The organism is Kocuria sp. CPCC 205260 (genome assembly GCF_040981045.1).
Lineage (GTDB): Bacteria > Actinomycetota > Actinomycetes > Actinomycetales > Micrococcaceae > Kocuria > Kocuria palustris.
Window position 1 is genome coordinate 21,902 of the sequence record NZ_JAVKPT010000009.1, and the last position, 20,200, is coordinate 42,101.

Consider the following 20,200-nt stretch of genomic DNA (forward strand, 5'->3'; position numbering starts at 1 on the left):
TCCTTCGGGAGGTTCGGGAAGTGGAAAGGGGACTCGGCACGCCCGGCGGACGGCTCAGTGCTCCGTGCCGGTCGGTGCTCGGTGCGGCTCAGGGCTCAGGGTCCTCGAGGACGGATTGGACGACCACGCCGCGTCTGATCAGGTCGACGGCGCGCTGGCAGCCGGTGCGTGTCTGGGCGTCGAGGCCGCGGATCGAGACCACCTGATCGAGAAGGTCGATCACCTGCTTGGTCCAGCGCACGAAGTCGCCGGCCGCCAGCTCGGTGTCCTCGAGCGTGGCGCGCAGGGAGCCGCCGCGGGCCCAGCGGTGCATGGGTCCGACCATGCCGAGCTCGGGCTCGGCCGTCTGATCGACGCGGTGCTGCTCCTCCAGATCGGTCAGCCGGGTCCAGTGCGTCACGGCGGTGGCGACGGCCTGCTCGATCTTGGCGGAGGGCAGTCGCGGCCGCGCACCGGCGTCCTGGCGCTTGGCCTGGTACGTGAAGACCGTGGCCACAGCGGCGATGGACGCCGGGTCCAGCCCGTCCAGGATGCCGTCGCGCAGCCCCATGGCCAGCAGGAGATCGCGATCGCCGTAGATCCGCCGCAGGCTCTGCCCGGCCGGGGTCAGCCGCAGCTCGTCGTCGCGGCGCTCGAGGTAGTCGAGCTCGTGCAGCACCGAGGTGATGCGGTCGAAGCGGGCGGCCACCGCGTTCGTGCGTCCGTCGAGCTGGCGCATGAGGCGGTCGGTCTCGCGGCGCAGCCGCTCCCAGCGCTCGGCCCAGCGGGCGTGCTGCTCGCGATCGCTGCAGCCGTGGCAGGGGTGCTCGCGCAGGCGCCGGCGCAGCTCCGTGATGCGCGCCTCCGAGCCCGAGCCGCCGCGGGCGAAGCGCGGCTGATCGCTGCGGCCTCCCGTCCGCGGAGGCACGCCCTCCTGCAGCGCGGAGCGCATGGCCCCGGAGATGACCTTGCGCTCCTTCAGCGAGGAGACCGCGATCCGCTTGGGCAGACGGATGCGCGAGATCGGCTCGAGCGGACCCTCGAGATCCTGAGCGCCCAGGCGTCGCAGGTGGGCGTCGTGGGTGACGATCGACGGCCGCGGCTGCGGCGAGTGCGGATCCGGGGAGACCACCACGGCGAAGCCCCGGTTGCGGCCAGTGGGGATGTCCACCACATCGCCGGGCAGCAGGTCCTGCAGCGATGCCGCGGCCTCAGTGCGCCGGGCGTGCGAGCGGGCCTTCTCGGCCGACTTCTCGGTGTCCTTGAGCTCCCTGCGCAGCGCCGCGTACTCCGTGAAGTCGCCCAGGTGGCAGGTCATGGACTCCTCGTAGCCGGCCAGCGCCTCCTGATTGCGGCGCACTTCCCGGGCGATGCCCACGACCGAGCGATCGGCCTGGAACTGGGCGAACGACGACTCCAGGATCCCGCGGGTGCGCTGGGCGCCGAACTGTGCGATCAGGTTGACCGACATGTTGTAGGTCGGCCGGAAGCTCGAGTTCAGCGGGTACGTGCGCTTGGAGGCCAGCCCGGCCACGGCCTGGGGGTCCGAGCCGGGCCGCCACAGCACGACCGCGTGGCCCTCCACGTCGATCCCTCGGCGCCCCGCGCGTCCGGTGAGCTGGGTGTACTCCCCCGGCGTGATGTCCACGCGGGCCTCGCCGTTGAACTTGTCCAGGCGCTCGAGCACCACGGAGCGCGCCGGCATGTTGATGCCCAGCGCCAGGGTCTCGGTGGCGAACACGGCTTTGATCAGCCCCTGGGTGAACAGCTCCTCCACGACTTCCTTGAACAGCGGCAGCAGCCCCGCGTGGTGGGCCGCCACGCCGTGCAGCAGGCCGTCCCGCCACTGCCGGAAGCCGAGAACGTCCAGATCGGCGTCGTTGAGCGAGGCGGCCGCCTCCGCGGTCACAGCGCGGATGGTGCGCCGCTCGGCCTCGGTAGTCAGCTGCAGGTCGGCGGCCAGGCACTGGGTCACGGCGTCGTCGCAGCCGGCTCGGGAGAAGATGAACGTGATCGCCGGCAGCAGGCCCTCGCTCTGCAGCTGTCGGAGAAGGTGGGGGCGGCTGATGCGCGGGATGGAGCCGCCGCGGTCGTCGCGCCCGGAGCCGCGTCCGCGGTCGTCTCGTCCGTGCCCGCCGCGCCCTCGGCCGTTCTTCTGGCGCATGCGCTCTCGGGACCGCCCGCCCGGACCGCGCCGTCCGGAGGCCTGGGAGCGGGCCAGATGCAGCAGCTCGGGGTTCACCGCCGGTGGCTCGATCCGGGCCTCGAGCCCGGCCTCTCGCGCTCGCTCGAGCCGTTCAGCCTTCTCGGCGGCCTGCTCGACCGTGTCCGTGACGAACAGGTCCATCAGCTCGGTGCCGACCTGCATGTGCTGCCACAGCGGCACCGGACGGTGCTCGGAGACCACCACGTCCGTCTCCCCGCGCACGGTGCCCAGCCAATCGCCGAACTCCTCCGCATTGGAGACCGTGGCGGACAGGCAGGCCATCTGCACGTGCGGCGGCAGGTGGATGATGACCTCCTCCCACACGGCGCCGCGGAAGCGATCGGCCAGGTAGTGGACCTCGTCCATGACCACGAAGCCGAGGTTGCTCAGGGTGGGCGAGTCCGCGTAGAGCATGTTGCGCAGGACCTCAGTGGTCATCACCACCACGTCCGCCTCGGAGTTGATCGAGGTGTCGCCGGTGAGCAGCCCCACGCGCTCGGCACCGAAGCGGCGCACGAAGTCCGAGTGCTTCTGGTTGCTCAGCGCCTTGATGGGCGTGGTGTAGAACGCCTTCTGCCCGCGATGCAGCGCCAGGTCGACGGCGAACTCCCCCACGACGGTCTTGCCGGCGCCGGTGGGTGCTGCGACCAGGACGCCGCGGCCCTCCTCGAGCGCACGGCAGCCCTCGATCTGGAAGTCGTCGAGCTCGAAGTCCAGGCTGGCCGCGAAGCGGCTGCGGTAGGTCCTGGCCTCGGAGGTGCGGGCCTTGGCTGCCATGTATCGCTCGGCTGGACTGGACATGCCCCCACCCTACGACCCGACGACGACAGCCCCGCGCCCGCCGGAGCGGGTGCGGGGCTGTCGGGTGCTGCGGCCGCCGGCAGGCACGCGGCCCTGAGGCAGACCGATCGGATCGGGTCAGCTCTTCTCGTCGGTGCGCCCCATGGCGCTGAGGTCCTCAGCAGACGTCGCGCTGTCTGCGCCGAGACCCGTCTCGGCCTCCCGGGCCGCCGCCCGCTTGGCCTTGCGGCGGTCGAGCAGCAGGCACAGCGCCACCGCCAGGAAGAACAGCAGCAGCAGCGGCACGGCCAGGTAGAACATGGTCATCATGTCCGGCCCTGGCGCCGCCATGGCCGAGATGATCAGCACGATGATCACGACCCAGCGCCATGAGCGCAGGATGGTCCGGCCCTTGAGCAGCCCGAGCATGTTCAGGCCCACGAGCAGCACCGGCAACACGAACGAGATGCCGAAGGTCAGGATCAGCTGCATGAAGAACGTGACGTAGACGTCGGCGCCGATCAGGTTGGTGCCGCCGGTGGGCGTGAACGACGTCAGCGCGATGACTGCGGTGGGCAGCACCAGCACGGCCACCGCGCAGCCGATCAGGAACAGCGGAACGGCTGCCAGCACGAAGCCGTAGGCGTAGCGCTTCTCCTTCTTCTGCAGCGCCGGCATGATGAACGCCCAGATCTGGTACAGCCAGACCGGGCTGGAGATGATCACGCCGAGCGTCAGGGCGACCTGGACCATCTGGTTGAACGGGCCGCCGACCGAGTTGTAGTTGACGGCGGCTTCCTGGCCCTGGGCCTCCGCCACCGCCGTGAGCGGCTCGGTGATGTAAGCCATGAACGGGTTGTAGACCACGAAGCCCAGGACCATGCCGATCACGAGGCCGATGGCGGACTTGATCAGGCGGTTGCGCAGCTCGCGCAGGTGCTCGGTGAGCGCCATCTGCGCCTGGGGGTTGCGGCGGCGGCTGCGCACGCGGCGCTGCTCGCGCCGATCCGCTGCTGACGGCCTCCCGGCGGGCTTCTCCGGCTGCATCTCGGTCATCGTCGATCTCCCTGGGGGCCGCGGCGACGGACTCGCCGCGGCAGGCGAACCGGGCCGGAGTCCGCAGGGACTTCGGCCCGGAGGTCAGCTGACGGGGCGGTGAGCCCCGGGGTCATCGGACGGTGCCGTCGGAGTTCGAGGCGCTGTCCGCCGCCGTGGAGCCGTTCGTGCCCGTGCTGGTACTGGTCCCGGACTCGCGCACGGTCTCGCCGTCGACGATCGTGGACTCGTTCTCCCCCGTGGAGTCCTTGCCGTCGTCCTTCATCTCCTTGACCTCGGACTTGAAGATGCGCATGGACTGGCCGAGGCTGCGGGCCATTCCGGGCAGCTTGGGAGCCCCGAAGAGCAGGACGATGACCAGCAGGATCAGGACGATGAACATCGGATTGTCGAAGAGCTTACCCATTCGGGAGTTCCTTTCCTCGTGCCGCGTGCAGGTCATGGACCCTCTGCGGCTGAGCTCTCAGCGCCCGCCGCGCGATGCGGCGCTCGACGCGCTCGGAGCGTCGTCTGTGACTGTCTTCACGATACTTCAGCCTGGCCTCGCGCACCGGCGTGAACACGTCCGACGCGCCCCGCACCGCCAGGCTCCGGGTCCGCCCGGCGGACCCGGAGGGATGCTGCGACCCCACCCGCTCGATCACGGCCCCCAGCCTGTCGAGCTCGCCCAGTGCGGCCAGAAGCCGCCGCCAGGCGAACCACAGCAGTGCCGCCAGGAACACTGCCGCGACGAGCACGAGCCCGGTCCACAGCAGGAGCCACATCCACCAGGACATGACGCTCACCCTAGTTCCGATTCCTGATCATCGGCCGCATCCAGATAGGGGGCCATGGCGGTGTTCACCCACTGTTCCCCGGCCTGGACGACGGGCGGCGGGGCCAGCGCGCCGAGCTGCCCGCCGTAGCGGGTGACCAGCGAGAAGGCCTGCTCCGCCGTGGTGAAGGAGATCTGCGCGGCCTCGAACTCGACCGGCGGACGCCCGCCTCGCCCTCGGGCGGCGGGGGCCTCCTCGACGGCAGCCTCCTCCGCGGCCACCCCCTCCAGCGGCGGCAGCTCGACGACCGCGGTGCGCGTGGCCCGGTACTGATCGGCGATCCAACGGCTGCGGCGGTCGGTGACCAGGGCGATCTCCGTCTCGGCGGACAGCGCTGGGTCCCGGGGGCGCAACTGCGGACGCGAGGCGGGGTCCTCGTGGACCTCGGCATCGCCGACCACCAGGGCCGAGCGCACGCGGTCCAGGCGGAACTCGCGCAGCGCCTGCGCCTTGGTGCACCACGCGATCACGTACCAGTAGGTGTTGGACGAGGTCAGGTGCAGGGGGTCGATCTCCCGCTCCGTGACTTCGTCGCGCGAGGCCACGATGTACTGGATCCGCACACGGCGGCGGTCGTCGATCGCCCCGCGGACGAGATCCACGAGCGAGTCGATCGGGTCCTGGGCGGCCGACCACGCAGTGATCTCCGGCAGCGGCTCGGGCTCGTCGTGGCCGGCCGCCTCCAGGGAGGCCGCGGCCAGGGCGGTGTCAGCACGTGCTCCGACGGCGTCCACGACCGTGGCCGGCTCCCCCGCCGCCTCCGCGACCTTGCGCAGCGCGGAGTCGATGGCCGGGGTCTGCTCGCCGGGCAGGGAGCGCAGCGTCTGCAGCCCGATCATCAGCGCGGCGGCCTCGGGCTGGGTCAGGCGCACCGGGTCCGAGATCTCCTCGGCGTTCGAGACGTTGACCGGCCCGCCGTCCCAGGAGGCCTCGATGAGCTGATCCGGGGTGTGCCCGGGACGTCCGCACACGAAGAGCAGGCCCAAGTCCTCGACCACCTGGTCGACGTCGACCTCGACGTGCTCGGCGACCTCGCTGATGTCCACGCCCTGGTGCCCGTAGACGTAGCGCACGATCTCGAGCAGCCGCGCCAGGTGCTCCGACGACGACGTGGAGGTGCGCCGGGAGCGCCGCGAGGGGCGGTTCCAGTCGACCTCGGCTCCTCGCAGGCGCTGCTGGAACTGAGCCGCCCCGCGCAGGCGGCGCAGCACGCTGGCGCGCACGCGGGTCTGCAGCCGCGGCTCGGGCTGGCCCGGCTGCAGCAGGGCCTCCAGCGGATCTGCGGCGCCGAGCTCGGCGTCCAGCGGGTCGGCCTCCGGCAGGTCCGCGAGCTCCGGCGACGGCATGAAGGCGTCCGGGCCCACGGCGGCGACCTCATCGGCCACGCGCTCCGGCTCGGTGACGGGCACCAGCAAGCGGTCTCGGCCATCGGTCCCGGCGCCCAGCGACTCGGCAGAGGCCATGCGTCGCAGCATCTGGCCTCGGCCCGGGGCCACGTCGACGGCGACTGATCCCAGTGCCGGTGCGGCCTCGAGCGCATCCAGGCGGTCGTTCATGGAGAACCCGGCCGGGGGCTCGAAGGTCTGGGCGGTGGCTCGGACCTCGGAGACGATGCGCGAGAGCCTGAACGTGCGCTCGGCCTGGCGATCCAGGTCCCAGCCCGTCACGTACCACGAGCCGAACCGGGAGCCGACGCCCCACGGCTCGAGCCGACGATGCGTCTGCTCATCGGTCGAGGCCGCCAGATAGTCGAAGCGCACCTGCCGGTGACGCAGCACGGCCTCCATGAGCGGAGCGAAGGCCGGTTCCTGGACAGTGACGGTGGGCTGGATCATGGGCGAGGGCTCGTCCTGGACGGCCGAGGCCTCCAGCACGGGCTCGAGCTTGCGCAGGGCGCGCCTGGCCACGGTGCCCAGCGACGCCTCGGTCCAGGCGTTGGCGGCCAGGCCGAGCACAGCCGTCTCCTCTGCGGTGAATCGCAGCGGAGGCAGCGTGAAGGAGCCGCGCGGGATCCGGTAGCGGAAGGTGGCGTCGTCCTCGAAGAGCAGCGACTCCGGGACCTCCTCGATCGGGAAGCCCAGGGCGCGCAGCTCCTGCTTGTCGCGTTCGAACATCCGCTCGAAGCCGCTGTCGGTCGTGGCCTCCTGGTAGTCGGGCACGACCCCGCGCAGCTCCGCGCGGGTGTAGCCCCGCTCGCGGTACAGCAGCGCGAGCATCAGATTCAGCCGACGCTCCGTAGCGCGTCGGCGCTGGTCGGCAGGCACTGCTGCGTCAGCGCACGTCGACGAGGTCGACGACGAAGATCAGGGCCTCGTTCGGGCCGATGGCGCCGCCTGCGCCGCGCTCCCCGTAGGCCATGGACGACGGGATCTCGAGACGACGGCGTCCGCCCACGCGCATGCCCAGCAGACCCTGGTCCCATCCCTCGATGACCTGGCCGATGCCGACCGTGAAGTCCAGCGGCTGGCCGCGGTTCCACGAGGCGTCGAACTCCTCGCCGGTCGAGTGGGCCACGCCGACGTAGTGGCAGGAGACCTGCTTGCCGGGCTCCGCCACAGCGCCCTTGCCCTCGACCAGGTCGATCGACACGAGCTCGGTGGGGGCATCGCCCTCGGGGAAGTCCACCTCGGGCTTGGAGCGGTCGAGATTTCGCTGTCCGAAGGACACGGTTTCCTCCTGGGGGTTCGGATGGGGGATCTCTGGGGTGGGAGATCGACGGTCGCACGGCCTGGACCGATGCGACGCAGACTGTGCGACCAGGATAGCCGCCCCTGACCATCAGCGCCCTGCGGATCAGCCCTCGGCGGACGCCTGGTCGTCGGCGGTCGCGGAATCCTCCGCACCGTCCGTCGCGTCGCCGGTCGCCGGCGCCTCCGGCTGCTCGGCGGATTCGGTGGCGCCGAGGATGTCCACGACGAACAGCAGGTCGCCGGCGGGGCTGCCGCTGCCGTCGGCATCGACCTCCTCCTGGGTGCCGTAGGCCTTGTCGGCGGGGATCGAGATCAGCACGCGCGAGCCGACCTTCTGGCCCTCCAGACCCTCCGACCAGCCCGGGATCACGGCCGAGAGCGGGAACGCGGTGGGGACGCCTCGTTCGTAGGAGGAGTCGAAGACCTCGCCGTCCTCCCAGCGCACGCCGACGTAGTCCACCGCCACGGTGTCCTCGGCCTTGACCTCGGCGCCGTCGCCTGCGATCAGCGTCTGGGTGACGACGTCATCCGGCGCCTCGCCCGACGGCTTCTCGATCTGCGGGGTGCCGCTCTCGCCCTCCGAGACCTGCGGCAGACCGTCGGTGCTGGCGGCCATCTCGCCCTCGGGTGAGTCCGGCAGGATCTCCTGGACGGTGTAGCGCACGGTGGTCTCCTGGACCTGCCCAGTGCCGTCGTCGGCGCTGGAGGTGATGTCCACGGAGGTCCCGACCCTGGCGTCGGCGAGCTGGTCGTGGAGGAACTGATCGCTCTCTGCCAGGTCGTCGTCGATGCGCATGACCTGGTCCTGCTCCTGCTGCGGCTCGCCGTCCTCGACCGGCGAGGTGCGCACCAGCAGGGTGTCGCCGTCCTCGACCTCCGCGCCGTCGCCCTCGTTGACCACGGAGGCGGTGGGATCGGGCAGGGGCTCCGGCTCGGGGGTGTCGTAGGAGGCCAGCAGGTCGACCACGAACACGAGGTCGCCGGCCGGGTACTCGGAGTCCTCGCCGAGCTCTTCAGCGGTGCCGTAGGCCTTCTCGGCGGGGATCGACATGATGACCCGCGAGCCGACCTTCTTGCCCTCGAGGGCCTCGGCCCAGCCCGGGATCATGGTGTCCAGCGGAAGAGCCGCCGGGGAGCCGGACTCGTAGGAGGAGTCGAAGACCTCTCCGTCCTCCCAGCGCACGCCGACATAGTCGGCCACGACGGTGTCGCCCTCGCCGATCTCCTCGCCGTCGCCCTCGATGAGGTACTCGGAGGTGACTTCGGACGGGGCCTTGCCCTCGGGCTCGGCGATCTGCGGGGCTCCGTCCTCGCCCTCAGTGACCACCGGCAGCCCGTCGGGAGACTCCTTCATCTCGCCGTCGATGCCGCTGGGCACCTCGTCGATGATCTCGTAGACCTCCACTGCGGTGGAGTCATCGCCCTCGGTGCCGCTCTGCCCGGCCGTGGCGTCCGAGGAGTAGGCCACGACGCCGCCGACCTTCATGCCCTCCATGGCCTCGTAGAGCTCCGGGACCCGCTCCTTGAGGTCATCGTCGAAGGTGAGGACCTGACCGGCGCTCTGGGAGTAGGACTCCCCCAGCTCCGACTTGTCGCCGCCGCTGTAGATCGACATCTGGACCATCAGGGTGTCACCGGGGTCGATGTCCTCGCCGTCGCCCTCGTCCAGGACCTTGGTCTCGTTGCCCTCGACCTTGATGGGGGTCTCGTAGTCGATCGAGGGGGCCTCACCGGCGGCGCGGTCCTCATCCGTCATCTCGACGGAGCGCAGTCCTCCGCCTCCCGAGCAGCCCACCAGGAGCAGGGCTGCAGACATCGCGGTTCCGGTGACGAGCAGGGGCTTGCGCACGTGTTCCTCCAGGCCGCGACCAGGTGCGGCATCTCGGTGGGGTCATCCCGGCAGCGAGGCGGCTTCCCAGGACGGACCGGTGGTCGGCGGACAGGCTATCGGTCGGGGCTGAATGCCGCCTGTGCCGACACTGGCGGCGCAGGCGGCCGGAGCTCAGTCCTGCGGAGTCTGCTCCCGCGGATCCTGACGCGCCAGGGCATCCGCCTGCGCGGCGCGATCGGCCAGGTGGCGGGCGTCGCGACTGGCGCGGCGGGCCTTCTTGTCCGTGACCTCGCGCTCCCCCAGTGTCAGCGGGGTCCAGGCCTGCAGGTCCTCCTGGGTGTACTCGGACTTCGACGCACGCCGCTTGGGCGCCAGCCGGCGGGCGCCGTCGGCCAGGCGACGGGCGGTGATCAGGAACCCGGTGTGGGCGACCATGCGGTGGTCCGGGCGCACGGCCAGGCCCTCCACGTGCCAGCCGCGGACCATGGTCTCGTGCGCGTCGGGCTCGGTGTAGCGCCCGTCGGCGCGCATGGCCTCGGCCACCCGCGACAGCTGCGTCACCGTGGCCACATAGCAGATCACCACGCCGCCGGGGACGAGCACCCCCGCGACGGCATCCAGGCACTCCCACGGCGCCAGCATGTCGAGCACCACGCGGTCCACGCTGCCGGGCTCCTCGCGCCAGCCGAGCTCCTCGGCCAGATCACCGATGCTCAGCCGCCAGGCGGGGTGGGCTCCGCCGAAGAACGTCTCGATGTTGCCCTGGGCGACCTCCGCGAACTCCTCGCGGCGCTCGAAGGAGTGCAGGCTGCCCTCGTCGCCGATCGCACGCAGCAGCGCGATCGACAGGGCTCCCGAGCCCACGCCGGCCTCGACCACGCGGGCGCCCGGGAAGATGTCGCCCATCGTGACGATCTGCCCGGCGTCCTTGGGGTAGACCACCGCGGCACCGCGCGGCATGGACAGCACGAAGTCCTTCATCAGCGGGCGAAGGGCCTGGTAGGCGATGCCCACGGAGTTCTCGACCACGGTGCCCTCGGGCTGCCCGATCAGCAGATCGTGCGGCAGGACGCCCTTGTGGGTCTGGTACTCCTGCCCGGCCGTGAGCGTGATCGTGGTCAGCTTGCCCCGGTCGTCCATGATCTGGATGCGCTCGCCCTCGCGCATGGGCCCGCGGCGGTTGATCGCCCCGGAGGGGCCGTGCGCGCGCTCGCCGGAGGTCTGCGGGGAGCTGGTGGGGGTGCTGGCCTCGGTCATGGACTGCCTTTCGCTGGCGGGAGAGCTCGCTGCACGAGCACGGGACGGGTGCGCCGGTGGCGGCTTCGAGGATTCGGGGCCGAGGCCCTTCGGGGCTTCGGCGACGGACATTGTCGCATCACCGCGCTCGACCGGCCGACCGCGACCGGCGCCCACAGGTCTCAGGCTCGGGACCGACGGGCGTCGGCAGTTCTCAGGATCCTGGAAGAGGGGGTGCGGCTGCGTCGCTTGCCTGGCGTCAGCCGGGTGCCTCGTGCTCAGCGTGCCGAGCCGTCCGGGCGGATCAGCCCGGATCGCTCGAGCTCGGCATTCAGACGCGCCGCCGACAGGGTGCCGATCACGGTGCCCTCGGCATCGACGACGACCATCACCGGGCTGGCGCAGCGCACCGCAGCCTCGAGCAGGTCGTGGCCGGAGAGCTCCTCGGGCAGGATCGCCGACGGGCGGATCGGCAGCAGGGCGCGGCTCAGCGGGGAGGCCGCGCGCTCGTGGGACGGCACGGCGCTGAGCCGGCCTCCGTCGAGCACGCCCACGGGGATGCCGTCCTCCATCCCGACGACCGAGGTGCCGGGCTCGAGCTGGGCTGCGATCTGCTCGACGGCGCGCAGGCTCTGCCCGGCGGGGATGCCGACCGCCGGCTGGCTCAGGCCCAGGGCGGTGCGGCCCTCCATGGCCGCCGAGGCCTTCGAGCGCCGCAGGCCATCCGCGGCGCCGGAGACCAGCATCCACACGAGCAGACCCGCCACGATCAGGCTCAGGGGACGCTGCCACATCCCCAGCAGCAGCACTGCGGTCACGATCGCCACGGCGCACAGCCGACCCGTCCAGGCCGCGGCCACGGTGCCCATCCGCTCGCTGCCGGTCAGTCCCCACACCAGGCCCTCGACCACCCTGCCGCCGTCCAGCGGAAGGCCCGGGACGAGGTTGAACAAGCCCACCAGGAGGTTGGCGGTCGAGGTCAGCGACAGCACTGACCAGCCGATGCGGGCAACCATGGCGCCGTCGACCTGCGCGGCCTCCCCCAGCCCGGGCAGCAGCGCGAATCCGACCGCCGCGATCAGCAGGTTCACGATCGGACCCACGACCGACACGACCGTGGACGCCCACCAGCGCGGATTCGTGCGCCCGAAGGCCGTGTGCCCGCCGGCGATCGAGAGCACGATCCGATCCACGGGCCAGCCGAAGGCCCGGGCGGCACCGGCATGGGCCAGCTCATGCAGCAGCACGGAGACTCCGAGCAGAAGGCAGAAACCGAGGGCCACCGCGTAGGCGCCGAGGCCGAGCTCGGGCATCGACCGGCGCAGAACGGGGCCGTAGAGGAGCACGACCAGGAAGCTGATGATCAGCCAGGAGGACTGCAGATGCAGCGGCATCCCGGCGATGTGCCCCAGGGGCACGGACCCGCGCGGGCCCCTCCGCCGCCGCGGCTGGGACGCCGGCGCTGCGCTGCCGGAAGGCGCCCTCGTCACGGGCGGCGCCGCTCGCGCTCGTCGACCCAGGTCCCGAGCGCTGCCGGGGTGACCTCGCTCAGGGAGCCGACCTCCCGGTCCAGGCCCACATCCGAGATGTCGATCAGGTTGGACACCCCCAGGACGAAGGCCCCGGAGCCGATGGCCGAGCGGATGCCGGTCAGCGAGTCCTCGATGGCGACCATCCGCCGGATGCTCAGCTCTTCGGGGTTATCCTGGCGCTCGGAGACCAGGGCGGAGAGCCGACGGGCGGCGAAGACGTAGGGGGCCGGATCCGGCTTGACCGGCAGACCGATGTTGCCCGTGACGATCAGATCGAACAGCGGGCCGTCCCAGCTGGTGGCGGGGTCCTCGCCGGAGGCGGCGATCGCGCCGAGCTTCTCCACGACCACATCGGCCACCGGGGACTCGGAGTTGGTCACCAGCGCTGTGGGAATGCCCTCGCGCCGAAGGGCCACGAGCAGCTCCAGGGCCCCGGGACGCAGCTCGAGCTCGCGGCGCACGCCTGCGGCCACGCGCTCGCACAGGGCGTCGACGACCTCGCGCACGCTCAGCGGGATCCCGGCGCGGACCATGATCCGCCCGGTCTCCTCGAGGTCTCCGCCGACCACGCTCAGGGAGTCCTCATCCGTCCAGACGAGGCCGTGGGAGCCCATGAGGTCGGCCTCGGCGGCGAACCAGTGCGGCTCGGTGTCCACGAGAGTTCCATCCATGTCCCACAGGACGGCGTGGGGGCGCGCGGAGGCCGCGGCGGCGGAAGCGGTCTCTGTCGCTGGATCGGGACTCGTCGGAAGCATGCTGGGATCCTATCGGCTCGCCCTGCCCCGGACCTGTACCGCGCCTGTGAAGTGATCGTGTGCGCTCACGGCGAGCAGCGGGCTCCCCGGCCGGGCGGACCGCAGGCCCCGCGCGTACAGTGAGTCGCGTGAGCGGATTCGACGAGACCTTCCCCCAGCCCGAGGCGGGCCCGTTCGGCATCGTGCAGGAGGCCGGATCGGGCGAGCGCGTGCGGGTGCTGATCGGTGCCTTCGAGGGCTGGAACGACGCAGGCGATGCGGCCACGGATGCCGTGAAGCTGCTGGCCGAGGCCTTCGGCGCGGCCGAGGACTTCGAGGTCAGCCCCGATGAGTACTACGACTACCAGTACTCGCGTCCGCGCATCGTCCGCTCCGCCACCGGCGAGTCCAGGATCGTGTGGCCGACCACGCGGATGCTGCGGGCCTCGGTGCCCGGGACCAACCTGGATCTGATCCTGCTGCACGGCTGGGAGCCGTCGTACCGGTGGTCCAGCTTCGCCGCCGAGATCCTGGAGCACGCGACCCAGCTCGAGGTGGACTTCGTGGTGATGGTGGGGGCGCTGCTGGCCGATGTGCCGCACACCCGCCCGATCCCCATCACCGTCACCTCGGAGACCGAGGAGCTGCAGCAGGAGCTCGAGATCACCGGCTCGGACTACGACGGCCCCACCGGCATGGTCGGAGTGCTCAGCCACCTGGCCTCGATGTCCGGGATCCCCTCGCTGAGCCTGTGGGCCGCCGTGCCGCACTACGTGGCCCAGTCTCCCTCCCCCAAGGCGCAGCTGGCCGTGCTGCGCCGGCTCGAGGACCTCCTGAGGATCACGGTGCCCATGGACGCGCTGGTCGAGGACTCCGAGGCGTGGGAGCGAGGGGTGGACGATCTGGCCGAGGAGGACCCGGAGATCGCCGCCTACGTGGCCAAGCTCGAGGAGGCCAAGGACACCGCCGATCTCCCCGAGGCCAGCGGCGACGCGATCGCCCAGGAGTTCGAGCGCTTCCTGCGCCGCCGCGACCAGGGCTGAGACAGCCGCCGAACCGGCAAGGGGCCCGTGCGCATCTCGCGCACGGGCCCCTTCCTCATGTCCTGCAGCAGCTCTTAGAGGACGACGCCCAGCCGTGCCTCGATGGCCTGCCGCGCGAGGTCGTCTCCGGAGCCGCGCTGTCCGCCGACCAGCACCCCTTCGGCCCAGACGTCGATCGCCTCGATCGCCCGGGGCGAATCGAGGTCATCCGCCAGGGCGTCGCGCACCGAGTCGAGAGCATCGGCGAAGGAGCCCTCCACGGCGACGTCGGCGGCCATGCGCCAGCGCGTGAGACGCGCCTCGGCGCGGGTGAGGACGTCCTGGCTCCAGGACCAGTCCTCGCGGTAGTGCTGGGACAGGATCGCCAGGCGGACAGCGGCAGGCTCGACGCCGCGCTCGCGCAGCCGCGAGACGAGCTCCAGGTTGCCCAGCGACTTGGACATCTTGTGCCCGTCCAGGCCGACCATCCCGGTGTGCACGAAGTTCCGGGCCATGGGCCGACCGGACAGCGCCCAACTGTGACCGGCTCCCATCTCATGGTGCGGGAAGACCAGGTCCGAGCCGCCGCCCTGGACGGTGAACGGCGCCGGCAGCAGCTTCAGGGAGATCAGCGAGCACTCGATGTGCCAGCCGGGACGCCCCTCGCCCAGCTCGCCCCCCTCCCAGGAGGGCTCGCCCTCGCGGTGCACGCGCCACAGCAGCGGATCGAAGATGTCGCGCTTGCCCGGGCGCTCGGGATCGCCGCCGCGCTCGCCGAAGACCTCGAGCATCTCGTCGCGGGTGAGCCCGGAGATCTGTCCGAGGCTCCAGGGGCCGGGCGCGCCGTCCTCGTCGCCCTGCACCTTCGGCTGAAGCACCGGGATGTTGCTGTCGCCGGCCTCGGCGACAGCGCGGACGTCGAAGTAGACGTCGCCGTCCGGCTCGCCGTCCTCCCCCTGGACCCGATAGGCCAGGCCCTGGGCCAGGAGCCCCTCGACGGCCGGGACGATCCACTCGAGCGTCTCCGTGGCGCCCAGGTAGTGCTGCGGCGGGATGACATTCAGCGCGGTCATGTCCTCGCGGAACAGGTCGGTCTGCTCACGGGCCAGATCGCGCCAGTCCACGCCGTCGCGATCAGCGCGCTCGAGCAGGGGGTCGTCCACGTCGGTCACGTTCTGGACGTAGTCTACCCGCATCCCGGCATCGAGCCAGGCCCGATGCAGCAGGTCGAAGGCCACGTAGGTGCTGGCGTGGCCCAGGTGGGTGGCGTCGTACGGGGTGATGCCGCAGACGTACAGCGAGGCTCGCTCCTGCTGCGGCAGCTGCTCCACCTGCCGGGTCCGGGAATCGAACACCGCGGGCGGGGCTGCCTGACCGGGAAGCTCGGGGACGGGGCGTGCGGACCAGGACTGCATTGTCACCTCTGGGGACGGTCGTACTGAAGATGGGGCGCGGAGACCTGACCGCGCGGGGGGGGGGGCGCTCGCTCGGCGGGGCGAGCGCACGTCTCGTCCAGTCTCCCACGTCGGCCGAGTGCAATAGACCCCGCCGCGCTCGGCTCCGCCTGCCGCGGCGGACGGCCGGGGCCCACGGGGTCGGATCGACGGGGTCCGGACGGGGCCTCGCAGCGGCGGATCAGCCGCCGGCGCTCAGCTCCGGCACCGCGGAGATCACGCCGGTGCCCAGGAGGATGAACAGCACGATGCCCAGGATGATCCGGTACCACACGAACAGCGAGTAGGAGCGGTTCGAGATGTAGTGCATGAACCAGCCGATGATCACGTAGCCGATCACGAAGGCGACGATCGTGGCCAGGGCGGTCTGGGCCATCGAGTACGGCTGGGGCGACGGATCGACGATCTCCGAGGCCAGCTTGTAGAGCCCCGAGGCGAACACCGCCGGGATGGCCAGCAGGAAGGCGTAGCGGGCGGCGGCCTCGCGCTTGTAGCCCATGAGCAGGCCCGCGGTGATCGTGCCGCCGGAGCGCGAGACCCCCGGGATCAGGGCCATGGCCTGGGCGAAGCCGTAGAGCACGCCGTGCTTGACGTTGAGGTCCTCGAGGTCGCGGACCTGCTTGCCGATGTGATCGGCGATGCCCAGGATCACGCCGAAGACGATCAGCATGGTGGCCGTGATCCACAGGCTGCGCAGGGTGGTGTCGATCTGGTCCTCGAACAGCAGTCCCAGGATGCCGATGGGCAGCGAGCCCACGATGATCAGCCATCCCATGCGGGCATCCGGATCGGAGCGATCCATCTTTCCCACGAGCGACAGCGCCCAGTGCTTGATGATCCGGACGATGTCCCGCCAGAAGTAGAGGATCACGGCAGTCTCTGTGCCGAGCTGCGTGATCGCCGTGAAGGCGGCACCGGGGTCCGCGGAGCCCGGGAGGAACTCCCCCACGATGCGCAGATGGGCGGACGAGGACACGGGGAGGAACTCCGTCAGGCCCTGGACCAGGCCGAGGATGATCGATTCAAGCCAATTCACGCCGTTCACCCTATGGCACGGCCCTGCGACTGCCACCGAGGGACGCCGTGCGATTCCCGGCACACATGCGCCGACACCCACCCCACGACGACGAAGCCCCCGGTGACCGGGATCACTGGGGGCTTCGGATGCCGGACGTCAGCCGGCAGCGGGATCAGGCTCCGCGCTCGTCGTCGGAGTCGTCCTCCGCGTCGTCGTCGAAGTCCTCGAGGTCGTCCTCGTCATCCTCGAAGTCGTCGTCGTCCTCATCATCCTCATCGTCTGCGAAGACGGTCAGAGGCGTGACCTCGTCGTAGTTCTCGTAGAGGGACTCCTCGTAGGCGTCGAAAGCATCGGCGATCGCCACGTAGGCGGCGTCCACCGAGGGGTCGTCCTCCCCGCGGCGATTGGACAGGGCGGCCAGGTGCTCTTCGAGGGCGGAGACGAGGGACTGGAGTGCGACGCGCGGATCGTTGCTCATGGACTCGACGTTACCGCCCCGAGGAGCAGAATGGGAGCGATGAGAGAGCAAGTCATCCAGAGTTCCCCTCGCGACCCCGGGGTGGGCCAGCCCATGCTCGACCCGCGCTTCGAGTACCTGGTGCTGACCGTCGGGCCCGGAGAGCGCCTCGCCGACGCCCGCGCGAGAGTCGTCGAGCACGCCGAATACGGCAAGTGGGAGCTGCACCGAGTGGTCCATCTCTACAGCGGGGCCCGCAAGCACTGGCTGCGCCGCCGGGTCATGCGCGTCGAGCGCACCCTCTGAGAGCAGTCAGCCAGCGCGTCGACGACACGGCATCAGCCCCATTCCCACCCCATCTCCATCGAGTGGCCGATTCGCCGCCGTCTCAGCCATGAACCGGTGACAACTCGGCCGCTCGATGGCTGGACGGGCCGGATTCGGCCGCTCGAGGGAGCGACTCAGTAGCCGGTGAGCAGCGTGTGCAGGACGTCGGCGCCGAACTCGAGCGAAGCGATCGGCACTCGCTCGTCGACCCCGTGGAACATGGCCGGGAAGTCGAGCTCATCGGGCAGGCGCAGCGGCACGAAGCCGTAGCCGGTGATCCCCAGCGGATCCAGCGCCTTGTTGTCCGTGCCCGCCGAGAGCATGTACGGCATGACCACGGCCTCCGGGTCGTGCTGCTTCAGCGAGGCGACCATGGCATCGACCACGTTGCCGGAGAACGGGACCTCGAGCCCGATGTCGTCGGCCTCGAACTCGAAGCGGATGCCCTCCCCCGCCAGCTCGCGCAGCTTCTCCAGCACGATCTCGCGCTGCTCCGGCAGGAAGCGCACGTCCAGCCCGGCCTCGGCGGTGCCGGGGATGACGTTGACCTTGTAGCCGGAGCTGAGCATGGAGGGGTTGGCCGTGTTCTGCAGCGTGGCACCGACGAAGCGGGCCACCGAGCCCAGCTCGTCGAGCATCCGCTGCGGGTTCTGCGGATCGAACTCCACGCCGGTCAGCTCCGTCACGGTGTCCAGGAACTGGCGCGTGGTCTTGGTCAGCTCGATCGGCCACTGGTACTCGCCGATGTTCGCCATGGCCCGGGACAGCCGCGTGACCGGATTGTCGGTGTTGACCTGGGAGCCGTGCCCGGCGGTGCCGTCGGCGAACAGGCGCATCCACATGAGCCCCTTCTCCGCGGTCTGCAGCAGGTAGGCGCGCTGGCCGCCGATGTTCGCCGAGTAGCCGCCGACCTCCGAGATCGCGTCCGTCACGCCCTCGAAGAGCTCCGGGTGGTTGCGCACGACCCACTTGGAGCCGTACTCCATCCCGGCCTCCTCATCGGCGAAGAAGCCCAGCATGATGTCCCGCTTGGGCTTCTGGCCGGTGCGCACCATGTGCCGCACGACCGAGAGGATCATGGCGTCCATGTCCTTCATGTCCACGGCGCCGCGGCCCCAGATCATGCCGTCGCGGATCTCGGCGGCGAAGGGGTCCACGCTCCAGTCCTCGGCCACTGCAGGAACCACGTCCAGGTGTCCGTGCACCAGCAGGGCATCGGCCGACGGGTCCGTGCCCTCCATGCGCGCGAAGACGCTCGTGCGTCCCGGGGCCGATTCCACCATGGTGGCCGCCAGCCCGACCTCCTCGAGCAGCCCGGCCACGTACTCCGCGGCACGGCGCTCCCCCTTGGACTCGCCGCGCCCGTAGTTGGAGGTGTCGATCCGGATCAGGTTCCGGCAGATCTCGGCGGCCTCGTCATGGGCCGTGCCCGCTGAGCCGGCGGGGGTGGTCGAGGGGTTCGGGGTGTTCACGGAGAGCTCCTGAGGGGTTCGAGGGACGTGAGGGACCTGAGGCCATCGTCCGCCCGGTCCGGAGCAGGTGTCCAGCCCGGGCGGCGGCGGCCCAAGATCGGCCGCTCGGCTCAGACGGCCGGCGGCAGCGGCGAGGACGTGACCGCGGTGGTGCGCTCGGCGCGCAGCCGCTCGAGCAGCTGCTCGGCGGCCTCGTCGTGCGTGGCGAACGGGTCCCGCAGGGTCACCACGCGCTGGGCCGGCCCGTTGACCTTCATGTTGACCCAGTCGGCCGTGAAGTGGACGCCGGCCTCCATGCCCGCCTGCACGAGCGCACCGCGCAGGGCCGCGCGCGTGGCCGGGGGCTGGTCGACGGCCGCCTCGGCCTCGGATCCGTCGGTGCCCGGCAGCCTGGCTGCCATGCCCCGTTCCTCCAGCATGCGGAACAGGCCGCGGCCCGGGGCGATGTCGTGGTAGGTCAGATCGAGCTGGGCGGCGCGCGGGTGGCTGTAGTCCGCACCGGCTCGCTCGGCCCACGAGTCGATGAGCTTCTTCTTGATGGCCCAGTCGATCTCGGTGTCGATGAGCGAATGGTCCCCGCTCTCGACGGCCTCCAGGGACCGCGCCCACAGTTCCAGCAGCCAGTCCACTCGGTCGTGGTGCGCGCCGTTGGCCTGCACGAAGCGGGAGACCACCTCCCAGTACTCGCGCTGCAGGTCCAGCGCCGAGCGGGTGCCGCCCTCGCGCATGGCCACCTGGAAGGTGCCGGTCAGATCATGCGAGATCTGACGCAGCGCCATGGCCGGCGAGTTCAGCGTGCGGTCCTGCAGCGGCTGGCCGGACTCGATCACCCGCAGCATCAGATCCGTCACGCCCAGGCGCAGCGCCGTGGTGGTCGTCGACATGGTCGAGTCCCCCACGATCACGTGCAGGCGGCGGAAGCGCTCGGAGTCCCCGTGGGGCTCGTCGCGGGTGTTGATCAGCGGCCGGGCGCGCGTGGTCGAGGACGACGCGTCCTCCCAGATGTGATCGGCGCGCTGCGAGAACGAGTACGAGGCCTCGCCCTGCCCGCCGCCGAACGTCTGGCCCTCGCCGAAGCCGACGGGTCCGTTCGGGTGGATGCGCCCGGTGCCCGAGTAGAGCTGCCGGGTGACCAGGAACGGGATCAGGCTGGCCACGAGGCGCGCGAAGCGGGTGTCCCGCCCGATCATGTAGTTCTCATGCGAGCCGAACGAGTTGCCGGAGCTGTCCACATTGGTCTTGAACAGGTAGACCGATCCCCCGGTGCCGTCGGCGGCCAGCTTGGCCTCCAGGGCCTGGCGCATCCGGTCGACGATCAGCTCGCCGGCGCGATCCTGCGCCACGATGTCCTGGAGGTTCGCGCACTCGGCGCTGGCGTACTCGGGGTGAGCGCCGACGTCCAGGTAGAGCCGAGCGCCGTTGGGCAGGAACAGGTTCGAGGACCGCCCCCACTCCACGATCGGCTGGAAGAGCAGCCGGGCGGCGTCGTCTGGGCTCAGCGTGCGCGCGGGCTCACCGAAAGCGGCGTCCCCGCGCTGCGTGTGGATGATCCCGAACTCGGTCTCGACGCCGATGATCCGCTGATCCATCG

At 70.9% G+C, this 20,200-nt stretch carries 17 protein-coding genes; 2 read left to right on the plus strand and 15 right to left on the minus strand.

The genetic code is table 11. From position 1 onward, the window contains the following. Positions 1–88: 88 nt before the first annotated feature. The 10 genes from RF645_RS11825 to RF645_RS11870 all read right to left on the minus strand — a co-directional run bounded on the left by RF645_RS11825 (position 89) and on the right by RF645_RS11870 (position 12,880). Positions 89–2,986 (minus strand): DEAD/DEAH box helicase, encoded by a 2,898-nt coding sequence (locus RF645_RS11825; RefSeq protein ID WP_368819134.1) that lies wholly within the window; start codon positions 2,984–2,986, stop codon positions 89–91. Between the two features lie 117 nt (positions 2,987–3,103). Beyond that, positions 3,104–3,919 (minus strand): twin-arginine translocase subunit TatC, encoded by an 816-nt coding sequence (tatC, locus tag RF645_RS11830; RefSeq protein WP_051990512.1) that lies wholly within the window; start codon positions 3,917–3,919, stop codon positions 3,104–3,106. A gap of 214 nt (positions 3,920–4,133) precedes the next feature. Beyond that, positions 4,134–4,427, minus strand: coding sequence for a Sec-independent protein translocase subunit TatA (tatA, locus tag RF645_RS11835; protein ID WP_368819135.1), 294 nt, complete (start codon positions 4,425–4,427; stop codon positions 4,134–4,136). Further along, positions 4,420–4,806 (minus strand): hypothetical protein, encoded by a 387-nt coding sequence (locus tag RF645_RS11840; protein ID WP_368819136.1) that lies wholly within the window; start codon positions 4,804–4,806, stop codon positions 4,420–4,422. Before RF645_RS11840 ends, tatA begins: the two co-directional genes overlap by 8 nt. Further along, positions 4,803–7,052 carry a WYL domain-containing protein gene (locus tag RF645_RS11845; RefSeq protein ID WP_368819137.1) on the minus strand — a complete coding sequence of 750 codons (2,250 nt, stop codon included), beginning with the start codon at positions 7,050–7,052 and terminating at the stop codon, positions 4,803–4,805. The genes RF645_RS11840 and RF645_RS11845 overlap by 4 nt, the downstream gene beginning before the upstream one ends. 55 nt (positions 7,053–7,107) lie before the next feature. Beyond that, the gene (locus RF645_RS11850) at positions 7,108–7,503 is read right to left on the minus strand and encodes an FKBP-type peptidyl-prolyl cis-trans isomerase (protein ID WP_006215715.1); all 396 of its coding nucleotides are present in this window, start codon (positions 7,501–7,503) and stop codon (positions 7,108–7,110) included. A gap of 126 nt (positions 7,504–7,629) precedes the next feature. After that, a complete protein-coding gene (locus RF645_RS11855) occupies positions 7,630–9,375 on the minus strand; it encodes an FKBP-type peptidyl-prolyl cis-trans isomerase (RefSeq protein ID WP_368819138.1) in 1,746 nt (581 codons plus the stop codon). A 153-nt stretch (positions 9,376–9,528) separates the two neighbouring features. After that, entirely contained in the window at positions 9,529–10,614 is a 1,086-nt protein-coding gene (locus RF645_RS11860; RefSeq protein WP_368819139.1) for a tRNA (adenine-N1)-methyltransferase, read from the minus strand. A 257-nt stretch (positions 10,615–10,871) separates the two neighbouring features. After that, positions 10,872–12,011, minus strand: coding sequence for a site-2 protease family protein (locus tag RF645_RS11865; protein WP_368819140.1), 1,140 nt, complete (start codon positions 12,009–12,011; stop codon positions 10,872–10,874). Between the two features lie 68 nt (positions 12,012–12,079). After that, on the minus strand, positions 12,080–12,880 hold the full coding sequence (locus RF645_RS11870; protein ID WP_368819141.1) for an HAD family hydrolase: 801 nt from the start codon (positions 12,878–12,880) through the stop codon (positions 12,080–12,082). 128 nt (positions 12,881–13,008) lie between these two features. Here RF645_RS11870 and RF645_RS11875 point away from each other — a divergent pair, with 128 nt between their 5' ends. Next, on the plus strand, positions 13,009–13,902 hold the full coding sequence (locus RF645_RS11875; protein ID WP_350871039.1) for a PAC2 family protein: 894 nt from the start codon (positions 13,009–13,011) through the stop codon (positions 13,900–13,902). Between the two features lie 74 nt (positions 13,903–13,976). Here RF645_RS11875 and mshC read toward each other — a convergent pair whose 3' ends face one another. The 3 genes from mshC to RF645_RS11890 form a co-directional block, all read right to left on the minus strand. After that, complete coding sequence (gene mshC / locus RF645_RS11880) at positions 13,977–15,296, minus strand: cysteine--1-D-myo-inosityl 2-amino-2-deoxy-alpha-D-glucopyranoside ligase (RefSeq protein ID WP_137802447.1); 1,320 nt, start codon at positions 15,294–15,296, stop codon at positions 13,977–13,979. Positions 15,297–15,516: 220 nt separating this feature from the next. Next, complete coding sequence (locus RF645_RS11885; protein ID WP_137802402.1) at positions 15,517–16,371, minus strand: undecaprenyl-diphosphate phosphatase; 855 nt, start codon at positions 16,369–16,371, stop codon at positions 15,517–15,519. Between the two features lie 154 nt (positions 16,372–16,525). Next, positions 16,526–16,831, minus strand: a complete 306-nt coding sequence (locus RF645_RS11890) for a hypothetical protein (protein WP_053447417.1) — start codon at positions 16,829–16,831, stop codon at positions 16,526–16,528. A 39-nt stretch (positions 16,832–16,870) separates the two neighbouring features. Here RF645_RS11890 and RF645_RS11895 point away from each other — a divergent pair, with 39 nt between their 5' ends. Beyond that, complete coding sequence (locus RF645_RS11895) at positions 16,871–17,116, plus strand: DUF5703 family protein (RefSeq protein ID WP_024290401.1); 246 nt, start codon at positions 16,871–16,873, stop codon at positions 17,114–17,116. A gap of 155 nt (positions 17,117–17,271) precedes the next feature. On the opposite strand, the gene RF645_RS11900 is transcribed toward RF645_RS11895, so the two are convergent. Further along, positions 17,272–18,609 (minus strand): M20/M25/M40 family metallo-hydrolase, encoded by a 1,338-nt coding sequence (locus RF645_RS11900; protein ID WP_006215725.1) that lies wholly within the window; start codon positions 18,607–18,609, stop codon positions 17,272–17,274. A 110-nt stretch (positions 18,610–18,719) separates the two neighbouring features. Beyond that, complete coding sequence (pafA, locus tag RF645_RS11905) at positions 18,720–20,198, minus strand: Pup--protein ligase (RefSeq protein ID WP_053447419.1); 1,479 nt, start codon at positions 20,196–20,198, stop codon at positions 18,720–18,722. Between the last annotated feature and the right edge of the window lie 2 nt (positions 20,199–20,200).

Excerpts from the sequence above, each read along its gene's own strand:
- RF645_RS11825 (WP_368819134.1), bottom strand. The coding sequence starts at position 2,986 with ATGTCCAGTCCAGCCGAGCGATACATGGCAGCCAAGGCCCGCACCTCC.
- tatC (WP_051990512.1), bottom strand. The coding sequence starts at position 3,919 with ATGGCGCTCACCGAGCACCTGCGCGAGCTGCGCAACCGCCTGATCAAG.
- tatA (WP_368819135.1), bottom strand. The coding sequence starts at position 4,427 with ATGGGTAAGCTCTTCGACAATCCGATGTTCATCGTCCTGATCCTGCTG.
- RF645_RS11845 (WP_368819137.1), bottom strand. The coding sequence starts at position 7,052 with ATGCTCGCGCTGCTGTACCGCGAGCGGGGCTACACCCGCGCGGAGCTG.
- RF645_RS11860 (WP_368819139.1), bottom strand. The coding sequence starts at position 10,614 with ATGACCGAGGCCAGCACCCCCACCAGCTCCCCGCAGACCTCCGGCGAG.
- RF645_RS11870 (WP_368819141.1), bottom strand. The coding sequence starts at position 12,880 with ATGCTTCCGACGAGTCCCGATCCAGCGACAGAGACCGCTTCCGCCGCC.
- mshC (WP_137802447.1), bottom strand. The coding sequence starts at position 15,296 with ATGCAGTCCTGGTCCGCACGCCCCGTCCCCGAGCTTCCCGGTCAGGCA.
- RF645_RS11890 (WP_053447417.1), bottom strand. The coding sequence starts at position 16,831 with ATGAGCAACGATCCGCGCGTCGCACTCCAGTCCCTCGTCTCCGCCCTC.
- RF645_RS11895 (WP_024290401.1), top strand. The coding sequence starts at position 16,871 with ATGAGAGAGCAAGTCATCCAGAGTTCCCCTCGCGACCCCGGGGTGGGC.
- pafA (WP_053447419.1), bottom strand. The coding sequence starts at position 20,198 with ATGGATCAGCGGATCATCGGCGTCGAGACCGAGTTCGGGATCATCCAC.